Source organism: Oleiphilus sp. HI0080 (genome assembly GCF_001635135.1).
Genome location: NZ_LWFU01000465.1, coordinates 1 through 10,537 on the forward strand (window position 1 = coordinate 1; position 10,537 = coordinate 10,537).

Annotated in this window: 10 protein-coding genes; 3 read left to right on the plus strand and 7 right to left on the minus strand. The window is 48.1% G+C overall.

Annotated features, from left to right (window positions below):
* Positions 1–764 (minus strand): trypsin-like peptidase domain-containing protein (locus A3751_RS09505; protein WP_156492358.1); only part of this gene is annotated, 764 nt, incomplete at its 3' end.
* Positions 765–887: 123 nt separating this feature from the next.
* Between A3751_RS09505 and A3751_RS09510 the strand changes: the two genes are divergently transcribed.
* Together A3751_RS09510 and A3751_RS09515 are read left to right on the plus strand one after the other, a co-directional pair.
* Positions 888–2,162, plus strand: a complete 1,275-nt coding sequence (locus A3751_RS09510; protein ID WP_068454934.1) for an FAD-dependent monooxygenase — start codon at positions 888–890, stop codon at positions 2,160–2,162.
* Between the two features lie 32 nt (positions 2,163–2,194).
* Positions 2,195–2,557, plus strand: coding sequence for a histidine triad nucleotide-binding protein (locus tag A3751_RS09515; protein WP_068454937.1), 363 nt, complete (start codon positions 2,195–2,197; stop codon positions 2,555–2,557).
* Positions 2,558–2,619: 62 nt separating this feature from the next.
* On the opposite strand, the gene phoU is transcribed toward A3751_RS09515, so the two are convergent.
* The 5 genes from phoU to A3751_RS09540 form a co-directional block, all read right to left on the minus strand.
* On the minus strand, positions 2,620–3,345 hold the full coding sequence (gene phoU / locus A3751_RS09520) for a phosphate signaling complex protein PhoU (protein WP_068454940.1): 726 nt from the start codon (positions 3,343–3,345) through the stop codon (positions 2,620–2,622).
* Between the two features lie 30 nt (positions 3,346–3,375).
* Positions 3,376–4,257 (minus strand): phosphate ABC transporter ATP-binding protein PstB, encoded by an 882-nt coding sequence (gene pstB, locus A3751_RS09525; protein WP_082863154.1) that lies wholly within the window; start codon positions 4,255–4,257, stop codon positions 3,376–3,378.
* Between the two features lie 51 nt (positions 4,258–4,308).
* On the minus strand, positions 4,309–5,973 hold the full coding sequence (pstA, locus tag A3751_RS09530) for a phosphate ABC transporter permease PstA (RefSeq protein WP_304439016.1): 1,665 nt from the start codon (positions 5,971–5,973) through the stop codon (positions 4,309–4,311).
* A gap of 10 nt (positions 5,974–5,983) precedes the next feature.
* A complete protein-coding gene (locus A3751_RS09535) occupies positions 5,984–8,257 on the minus strand; it encodes an ABC transporter permease subunit (protein ID WP_068454946.1) in 2,274 nt (757 codons plus the stop codon).
* 144 nt (positions 8,258–8,401) lie between these two features.
* Positions 8,402–9,361 (minus strand): PstS family phosphate ABC transporter substrate-binding protein, encoded by a 960-nt coding sequence (locus A3751_RS09540; protein ID WP_197466256.1) that lies wholly within the window; start codon positions 9,359–9,361, stop codon positions 8,402–8,404.
* Between the two features lie 221 nt (positions 9,362–9,582).
* Here A3751_RS09540 and A3751_RS09545 point away from each other — a divergent pair, with 221 nt between their 5' ends.
* Entirely contained in the window at positions 9,583–9,975 is a 393-nt protein-coding gene (locus A3751_RS09545) for an acyl-CoA thioesterase (protein ID WP_068454952.1), read from the plus strand.
* 286 nt (positions 9,976–10,261) lie between these two features.
* Here the strand turns inward: A3751_RS09545 and A3751_RS09550 are convergent.
* A partial coding sequence (locus tag A3751_RS09550; RefSeq protein ID WP_068454954.1) for a type II toxin-antitoxin system RelE/ParE family toxin occupies positions 10,262–10,537 on the minus strand: 276 nt, incomplete at its 5' end.

Consider the following 10,537-nt stretch of genomic DNA (forward strand, 5'->3'; position numbering starts at 1 on the left):
TTCATGACCGATTGAGCGACTTCTGACGGTATGGCAAAGCCGATGCCGACATTGCCACCTGAAGGAGCGAGTATGGCTGAGTTAATTCCTATCAACGTTCCTCTTAAATCAATCAACGCTCCACCGGAGTTACCGGGGTTGATGGACGCATCGGTTTGAATAAAGTCTTCATAGCCTTGTACGCCAAGGCCATTGCGGCCAAGGGCACTCACAATCCCACTGGTGACTGTTTGCTGTAAGCCAAACGGGCTACCAATTGCCAGCACAAAATCACCAACTTGAACCGCATTGTCGGATGCGAGAGGGATGCTGGTAAGGTTCTCTGCCGGGATTTGCAATACGGCAAGGTCGACCTTTTTATCCGAGCCTAAGATCGTTGCTTTAAAGCGACGACCGTCTTGTAAGGTAATCTCAACTTCATCGGCATTCTGAATCACATGATGGTTGGTCAATACAAAACCATTCTCTGCGTCAACGATAACACCGGAACCAGCACTTTGAGTGCGCTTGGTGACAGCGGGGTCTTCGGGGAGTTGAAAAAAATGTCGAAAAAAGGGGGACGAGAGTAGCGGGTTACGATGCGCTCTTATCGTATAAGTTGAAACGTTGACGACCGCAGGTGCGGCTTGTTTTACGATGGGGGCTAGCGACGGCACCGATGTTCCCTGGATCAGGCGTTCAGGAAACGCGGCATGTACATGTGTTGTGGTTGTGAGGCCAACACAAAGAAAAACCAGCACGAATCGGAAAGATGAAATAGCCATTGAAAGTACTTTCTAGCCTCTGCGCATCACGTTATGATCTTAATCATAAATCAAACCCTAACGCATACCTATGTGTGTCTGATAGTGGATTTTACAAGCTCAGTGCTTCGAAATTAGGCCGATATGCAGAATAAGTCTCTTCATTTTGATGTTGTGATCGTCGGTGCCGGAATGGTCGGCGGCGCAATCGCGTGCGGTTTAGCCCAGCAGAACTTCCGTATAGCGCTGATTGATAAAGCGCTGCCAAAACCAGTGAGTAGTGATGAGCCGCCGCGCATTCGCGTTTCGGCACTTAACCTGGCAAGTGAACAACTTCTTCGGAATCTTGGTGCATGGCAACACATTGCAGCGCAACGGGTATTTCCTTACGACTATCTCTCGGTTCATGAACGACATGCGAAGACAGGCTTGGTGTCCAAGCTTCCTGATATCAGCAAGTGGGCGACAACCCGTTTTGAGGCGGCTGAACTAGGCCGCGATCATCTTGGGCATATTGTAGAAAACGATGTGGTTCAGGGGGGCTTGTTGCAACGTATCAACGAGTTGCCGCAAATCAGCTTGTTTACGGATACATCGATTGAGTCTATGTCGGCAAGCGCTGAGGCGCGTGTTCTGGGACTCTGCAATGGTGACGTTCTGACTACGGAACTTGTGATTGGGGCCGATGGCGGGCAGTCGCAAATTCGTCAGTTGGCTGGCATTGGCCAATATGCCGAAGCGTATGAGCAACACGCAATGGTCGTCACTATTCGTTATAAGGGTTCGCTGCAAACCGGGACTTGGCAGTCATTTCGCCCTGAGGGGCCGCTGGCATTTTTACCTCTTAGCCCCGTTGCGGGCGCCCATTATGGTTCGTTGGTTTGGTACGACTCGGCGGATACCATTGCCGAGCTCAAGTCGCTAAAGGTCGCGCAGCTGAAACAACGAATACAAGCCAATTTCCCCGCTACTTTGCCAGAGATAGAGGAGATCATTCAGGTCGCCTCGTTCCCGCTGGTTAAATCGCATGCGCAGCAGTATTGGAGTGACGGTATCGTGCTCGCCGGTGACGCAGCGCATACCATTAACCCCTTAGCCGGGCAGGGGGTGAACCTCGGTTTTATGGATGCTGCGGTGCTGATTGAAAAGCTTGGCAAGGCGAAGCTTGAGGGTGTTTCGCTGCGTGATGCTCGTGTTGCTCGTGACTATGAGCGCGTTAGGCGAAAGTACAACCAGTTAATGATGACTGCGATGGATGCGTTCTACCTTGGCTTTAGTAGTCGCTCAACTCCGCTTCAGGTGATGCGCAATATCGGTTTGGGCTTGGCGAATCGCTCGGGGCCGGTCAAGCGTAAGGTGGTGGAGTATGCGACGGGGCTGCAAGGTGACATACCGCGACTCGCTCGAGTTAGCGATTAGCAAATTAAAAGATACACGGAGTAAGTTTCAAAATGGCAGAAACGATTTTTACCAAAATCATTAATAAAGAAATCCCCGCAGAGATCATATACGAAGACGATCTTTGTCTCGCATTTAACGATATTCAGGCGCAGGCTCCGGTGCACTTTTTGGTGATCCCAAAAAAGCCGATTGCAACCATCAATGATATTCAGGAAGACGACAAGTCATTGGTCGGGCACTTGTTCTGGGTAGCGAAGAGCATTGCAAATGAGAAGGGCTTTGCGGAACAGGGGTTTAGAACCGTGATGAACTGTAATGAATATGGCGGACAATCTGTGTACCACATTCACTTGCATGTTTTGGCAGGAAAACCGCTTGGCTGGCCGCCTTATACTGATAAGTTGAAGGTATAAAAAAAGCGCTCAGTTGAGCGCTTTTTGTTTTTATCTAAGCTTGTAAAAGCTGAGACGCGAAGCTAGTTGCCTTCAATAAGTTGTTCTGCTTCGGCAATTTTCATGTGGCGGATGTCTTCGCCTTTCACCAAATAGATCACATACTCAGCAACATTCGCTGCGTGATCTCCGATTCGCTCGAGTGCACGCAGCACCCAAAGTACATTATGTACTTGAGAAATACTCCGCGGATCTTCCATCATGAATGTCATGAGCGAACGAATTGCTGACCCATATTCCTCATCGACCGCTCGGTCTTCGCGAATAATATCGAGTGCCATATTCGCGTCAAATCGAGCGAACGCATCAAGTGCACCATTTACCATTTGCACAACATGCTTGCTGATATGACGTACTTCAACGTAGCCCCGAGGTAGTTTGCCTTGGTCGCTTATTTGGACGGCCATTTTGGCGATCTTGGCGGCTTCATCACCGATTCGTTCGAGATCGGCAACCATCTTAACCGTGGAAATAACCAAGCGAAGATCGCTGGCAGCGGGCTGTCTTCGAGCAATGATTTGTGTACATTCCTCATCGATCATCCGCTCCATATCGTCGACGTTTTTCTCTGTATCTCGAACACTCTCGGCAAGCGCCGTGTCAGATTCCAAGAGAGACTCCACGGCGTCGGTGATTTGTCTTTGGACCAGGCCGCCCATCTCGAGAAAGTGGCTGCGCAACTCACTCAGGTTCTGATTGAACTGTTGTGAGATATGCTGGTTGTGTGACTCATGTGTTGGTGAGCTCATTATGTATCCCCTTATCTATCGTCCGTGAAATTAACCGTAACGGCCTGTGATGTAGTCTTCTGTCTGTTTCTTACTCGGGTTTGTGAACAGTTGGTCTGTATTACCAAACTCGATCAAATCGCCCATATACATGAATGCGGTGTAGTCAGAAACACGTGCAGCCTGCTGCATGTTGTGGGTAACGATAACAATAGTATAGTCATCCTTAAGCTGATGAATAAGCTCTTCAATCTTCAGTGTTGAGAGTGGATCAAGGGCTGAAGCCGGCTCATCGAGCAGCAATACCTCTGGTTTTACAGCAACCGTACGCGCGATAACCAAACGCTGTTGCTGACCGCCAGACAGACCGAGCGCGCTGTCGTTTAGGCGATCTTTTACTTCGTCCCAAAGCGCGGCTGAGCGCAATGACCATTCGACCGTCTCATCCAGTACGCGTTTGCTATTAATGCCTTGAATACGTAAACCGTAGGCAACGTTTTCGTAGATGCTCTTCGGAAATGGATTCGGCTTTTGGAATACCATGCCAACACGACGGCGAAGGTCAGCGACTTCGACTTTTTTGTCGTAAATATCTTGCTCTTCTAGCAACACTTTTCCGCTAATGTTGACGCCATCTACCAAATCGTTCATTCGGTTAAAGCAGCGCAATAGCGTTGATTTACCACAGCCTGATGGGCCGATAAACGCCGTCACCCGGTTTTGTGGAATGGTCATGTTGATACCGTGAAGTGCTTCTTTTTCTCCATAACTGAGACGAAGGTCATTCACTTTCAGTGCAATCTTTTCGTCTTCTAAACGCAAGGTATTCTCTGCGCGTGAAAGACTGCTAATGTCGATACCATGGGTGCGATCGCTATTTGGTGCAGTCGCGCTTGTGTTTTCTGTGCTTGTGCTTGAATTCTGGTTTTCCATATCAAACTCTTTGGTTAAATCTCTAATACTAATTTCGGATGAGCGCTTGGGTTACATCTCAAGCGCTTTGTATTTTTCACGTAGTCTGTTGCGAATCGCGACGGCTGACAAATTCAACAGAGCGATAACCGCCACCAATAAAAGTGACGTTGCATACACGAGTGGTCGTGCTGCTTCTACGTTCGGGCTTTGAAATCCAACGTCATAGATGTGGAAGCCCAAGTGCATGAATTTTTGGTCTAAATGCAGGTAAGGGTAGTTACCATCAAGTGGAAGCGAAGGCGCTAGCTTTACCACACCAACTAACATCAAGGGCGCAACTTCGCCTGCTGCTCGCGCAATGGCCAGTATTACACCGGTCATCATTGCTGGGCTTGCCATTGGCAAGATAACGCGCCAAAGCGTTTCTGCTTTGGTGGCACCCAGCGCGAGACTACCCTCGCGAATAGAACGCGGGATACGAGAAAGACCTTCCTCGGTAGCAACGATAACAACAGGCAAAGTAAGAATTGCGAGTGTAATTGACGCCCAGAGCAAGCCACCGGTGCCGTAGGTTGGTGAAGGTAATGCTTCAGGGAAAAACGCCTGATCAATGCCCGAACCCACGAAATAGATGAAAAAGCCCAGCCCGAATACACCGTAGACAATGGAGGGTACACCTGCCAGATTATTTACTGCGATGCGAATAATACGCGTCAACGTTCCCTGATGGGCATACTCTCTCAGATAGACGGCCGCGATTACACCGAATGGTGTCACGATGATCGACATAATGATCACCATTAATACCGTGCCGAAAATAGCCGGGAAGATACCACCTTCGGTGTTCGCTTCGCGTGGTTCGTCGCTTACAAACTCGTAGAGTTTAGCAACATAAAACCCCAGCTTATCCCCTAGACTCATGGCGTTAGGCTGGTAGGCATTGACCACTTTTGCAAGATCAACGGTGATTTGTGTGCCATCCATGCTTTGCACGCGTACTTTGTCGCGGTTGATCTGGGTGTAGAGATCGATCAATTGATCCTGCAATCCAGCATATTGTGCATCAAGTACTGCACGTTCTTCGGCTATCTCTGCTTGTGCTTGTGCCGTTAGACGGTTTTCAAGCTCAAGTTTGCGTTGTTTGAGACGCAGTCGTTCCATGCCCGCATTGATTGACCCAATCTCACCTTTTTCGATCTCGTGAATCTGGGAGTAGATCTCCAATGCACGCTCAAGTCGTGTTTCAAACTCCGGCCATGCGGCGTCGTTCTCAGCCACCACGTTATCGGCCTCAATGACTTGCTTGAGGTAACCATAGAAATTACCCCACTCACGTCGCTCCATAACGATAATGTCTTCAGGGTAGGTTTTATCCGAAATGTTTCGGTCGAGGATCCAGCGAAAGTCCGCTCCGGTAATATCCCTGTTACCCAGCTTGATGAGATTGCGATCAAGATGTTCAAGACCCTCTGGGATGCTGTATCCCGCATCACGAAGTTGAATTGCCGAGACTTCCACTGTTTCGACCATCTCACCAATGATGGTGTAGCTTGAACCGTCTTTCGCCTCAACTTGAGCCTGCATGACGTCGTGTGCCCAAAAGTGCACTAGTCCGCGGCTGGCGATGAGATAGAGCAGGCCAAATACCATGACCATGCTTATCGCGACGGCGCCGGCATTGAACCAAACCCACGGGTCGCCGTTTTTAAACCATTTTTTTACTGATACGCGCACGATAAGCTCCTTAAATTACACTGTACTTGTTGCGCAGGCGCTGACGGACAAATTCGGCCAGAGTGTTTACCACGAAGGTAAACAGGAACAGGACGAATGCCGCTAGAAACAGAATGCGGTAATGCGTACTGCCGACCTCGGATTCAGGCATTTCCACCGCAATATTGGCGGAGAGTGTTCGCATGCCTTCAAAGATGTTGATGTCCATAATTGGCGTGTTGCCGGTGGCCATTAAGACGATCATCGTTTCGCCGACCGCACGGCCCATGCCGATCATCACGGCAGAGAAAATTCCTGGACTGGCTGTGGGCAGAATAACGCGAACCATGGTTTGCCACTGAGTTGCCCCGAGCGCCAAAGAGCCTTGAGTTAGGTGCTTTGGTACGCTGAACACCGCATCCTCGGTGATAGAGAAGATGGTCGGAATAACCGCAAAGCCCATCGCAGCGCCAACAACTAAAGCATTTCGCTGGTCAAAATCGATGCCAGCAGAGTTAGTGAGCCATTGACGCATGTCACCATCAAACAAGATTGTTTCAAGTGCTGGGCTGATCGCCATGCTAATCCAGCCGCCGGCAATGATTACCGGAATCAGTAGAACTGGGTCCCATCCATCCGGAATCTTATGGCGAATCGCGACAGGAAGGTTGGTCCAGAGATACCCAAACAACAGAATGAAAATAGGCGTGATGATCAGTACCGAGAAAACGCCTGGTAAGTTCTCTTCCATGAATGGCGCGAAGAACAAACCGGCTAGAAAACCAAGGATAACGGTGGGTAGTGCTTCCATTAACTCGATAGAAGGTTTGACCTTTCTGCGAAGTCGCGGCGACATAAAGTAAGCCGTATACAAGGCGCCACAGATAGCCAATGGTGTCGCTACAAGCATGGCGTAAAACGCCGCTTTTAAGGTACCGAAGGCAAGAGGTGACAGGCTGTATTTTGGTTCGAAGTCATTGTTTGCAGCAGATGATTGCCAAATGTATTCGGGCTCTTGATAACCCTCATACCAAACTTTGCTCCAAAGCGCGGAGAAGGAAATCTCTGGGTGTTCGTTCTCTACATTCCACCATTGAATCATTCCTTCGTTGGTTTCTACCAATAGCTTGTTTGCTCGAGGCGCTATAGCAACGTGAGAGACCTCCGCCTCAGCATCAATGCGCAATGCAGTAGAGTGTGCAGTACTGTTGTAGAAGACAATTTGGCCTGTGGTATCGGCAACCACAAAGCCTTTACGGCGCTGCTCAATATCAACCGCACTCACGGACCCGCCGACGGCTTCGAAGGTACGGATTTTCTGCAAGCTGTAATCATTGTCGTCATCGCGCACCATAAACCATTGACTGGTAGCGCCATTGGTATCCGATACAAGTATAGAAGCACCGCCAAGCAGCAGGGTCATATTGGCTATGCCCGTTTCAACTGAGCCAACCTGCAAGGTGCTATTGACGATATCTTCGCGGTCAGCACGCAGATCCAAGACCTGAATTTTGCCTTTTTCTGTTGAGATGAACACAAAGCGCATGCGAGGCTCGACGATAATGTTTTTTGCCTTCACGTTTAGATCGGGGAGCTCGATGTCATTAGGTACCAGGCGAATTTCGCCACTTAGGAAGTCTTCTTCTTGATCGAACTGCTGGGCAACGAGCGCGTCTGATGCACTGACTGCAGCAACCATTAAGGCACTGTCGCTCATTGCAATGGCAATCTCTTTGAGTGCATCACCGGCAGGGTCGAGCATCATGGCTTCTTCGCCAAACGGAAACTCGATGAACGGCTCAATCACACGTTGATCATTAGGGTAGGTGATTTTGTAGCTGTGCTTCAAAACTAAAGCGGTGCCATTGCTTAAACCTAAAACGAAGGTTCTGGATGCTGGATCCGCATTGGCAACGCTAGTAACAACTACGCCTTCTTCAATCGGCAAGTCAACTTGGCTATGAATGCTGCCATCGAGCGTGTTGTAGAAAATAACGCTTCCGAGATCCGTCACACGAAATGCTTTTTCGCCTTGCTCTTCTGCACCGCTATAGATGGTTTTGCCGGCCTCTTTTGCCGGAACCTCATAACTGGCGATACGCTCAGCTTCTGCGCTGGCAAACAGCGGCGCTACTTCATAGAGTAAATAGAAGAAAATTAGCGTAATCGCGACGATTACACTAATACCCCCGGTGCCGATGGAAATGCGCGCGAATTCGTCTTTAAACTTTCGCGTTTTTCTGTGGCGGATCAACCTTGGGCTATTAAAGTCCAGATCAGGTTGTTGCGGTGTAGATTCGCTCATAAATAATACCGATAAATTGAGAGAACGTAGTTAACTGTTAAAAACTGAAAAATACAAATGCCTTTCACGACAAAAACCCTCCGCCTTACTGGCGGAGGGTTTTTGTTCTTTAGCGAACTTCGAGTGGTATTCGAAGTTGCCTAATTAAAGGCCAAGCGCTTTAAATTGCTTTTCGACAACAGCAGCTGGTAGTGGAACATAACCGTCTTTTACTACCACTTCCTGACCTTGCTGAGACATGATCAACTTAATGAATTCAGCTGTGATCGGATCAAGGGGCTTGTTTGGCGCCTTGTTAACGTACATGTAAAGGAAGCGAGATAGCGGGTAAGCGCCTGAAACTGCGTTTTCAGGTGTTGCTTCGATATAGTCAGAACCTTTCTTCGCTAGAGGCAAAGCACGAACTGATGCAGTTTTGTAGCCGATACCTGAGTAACCGATACCGTTTACAGACTCTGATACGCCCTGAACAACAGAGGCTGAACCTGGTTGCTCGTTTACGTTGTTCTTGAAGTCACCTTTACAAAGCGCTTTCTTTTTAAAGTAACCATAGGTACCCGATACTGAGTTGCGTCCGAAAAGCTGAATTGACTTATCAGCAAGCGCGCCCTCAAGACCAACATCGCCCCAAGTTGTTACATCTTTATCAAAACCGCACTTACGAGTTGAAGAGAATACGGCATCAATTTCAGAAATGTTCAAACCTTTGATTGGGTTGTCTTTGTTGACGAATACCGCAAGAGCATCGATTGCAACAGGAACGGCTGTTGGTGGGTAGCCGAAACGCTTTTCGAATGCTTCGCGCTCTTTGTCCTTCATTTTACGGCTCATTGGGCCAAGATTTGAAGTACCTTCGGTCAATGCAGGTGGCGCAGTAGATGAACCGGCTGCTTGAATTTGGATGTTTACATTTGGGTAGTTGCGTTTGAAGTCTTCTGCCCATAGCGTCATTAGGTTTGCTAGTGTGTCTGAACCCACACTTGAAAGGTTACCAGAAACACCGCTAGCCTTTTCGTATGCTGGGATGTTTTGATCTACTTGAGCAGTCGCAACACTTGAAAGCGCTGTGATCGCCATTGCACCGATTAGTTTTTTAAATCTCACTACCGTCTCCTACGAATAATTCGAGTTTTTGAAACACCTAGCTGTAATGTGTAACTTAGGCTTGAGACGAACTATATGATTGTTTTATGACACTTATATGACAGTGCGTTGTCATATTTGTTTTTTACATTGTTTTGACATTTTACTCAAAACTTTTCCTAGCTAAGGCCTTTAAACAGGCTATTGTTTAAAGCATTAGTTAAGTTTTTAGAGACAGCGAAATGACACTTTTTGAAGGGTTGAGACCTTCACCCGATAGCGAGTTGATGCTCAAGGTTTCCGCGACAGGGGCGAGTACGAACGTGCACGGCGACGTCTATGCAGGCTGGTTGTTGGATCAGATGGATACGGCCGCGACTTTGTGCGCAACCAAACTGTCCAAAGGCCGCTGTTCTACCGTTGCGGTAGAGAACATTCAATTTCAGTCACCGATTAATGTCGGTGATCTGGTTAGTTTTTATGCTCGACTTGAGGACAGTGGTCGCAGTTCGATGGTCGTCGTCGTTGAGGTGTTTGCTGAGCAAAGCACGAGTAACGTCAATGCCAAGGTAACAGAAGGGCGTTTTACGCTTGTGGCCATCGATCAGCAGGGCGCCATTCGACAAATACTTTAAATCGTCCGTTTGGGGCTGTCGGGTTTGAGCATCGCCGCTGTTGGTGAACAATAAAGATGTTAGTAAAACAATAAAGTCGTTAATTTTTGAGGCTCTAGGTCTTTTATTTTCTTCACTTCTTTACCGTAAGAAGTCTAAAGCTCCGCTTCCAGCCGGTTAGCTAACACCAAATAGCAGACATGCCGATCGTCGAAAAGTCACAACGGCTTTTTGGTTAAGAGCGGACCTCGAAGCATCGCTATTGCTCTGTTAACTTCACGAGGTAAGCAGGCATTCGCGTCAATTATTAAAGCCACGAATCTGCATCTTGTCCGCCAAGAATAGCCATAATTTCAACGAAGGATCCATTTATTCGATAGTAGATAGTATCTGCCAAATAAGGACAACGCCGATAACCTGGCCGAATATGATCTATGGTCTGATATTGAAGTGGATTTGAGGCAATTAATTCAAAGGTCTCAAAGAAACCAAAATAGTATTCATCTGCTTGATACTCACCAAATTCGGCAATTCCATAAGCGTAAATTCTTTTAAGGTCTTCCTTAGCGTTTACAGAAATTCG

Excerpts from the sequence above, each read along its gene's own strand:
- A3751_RS09510 (WP_068454934.1), top strand. The coding sequence starts at position 888 with ATGCAGAATAAGTCTCTTCATTTTGATGTTGTGATCGTCGGTGCCGGA.
- A3751_RS09515 (WP_068454937.1), top strand. The coding sequence starts at position 2,195 with ATGGCAGAAACGATTTTTACCAAAATCATTAATAAAGAAATCCCCGCA.
- phoU (WP_068454940.1), bottom strand. The coding sequence starts at position 3,345 with ATGAGCTCACCAACACATGAGTCACACAACCAGCATATCTCACAACAG.
- pstB (WP_082863154.1), bottom strand. The coding sequence starts at position 4,257 with ATGGAAAACCAGAATTCAAGCACAAGCACAGAAAACACAAGCGCGACT.
- A3751_RS09535 (WP_068454946.1), bottom strand. The coding sequence starts at position 8,257 with ATGAGCGAATCTACACCGCAACAACCTGATCTGGACTTTAATAGCCCA.
- A3751_RS09545 (WP_068454952.1), top strand. The coding sequence starts at position 9,583 with ATGACACTTTTTGAAGGGTTGAGACCTTCACCCGATAGCGAGTTGATG.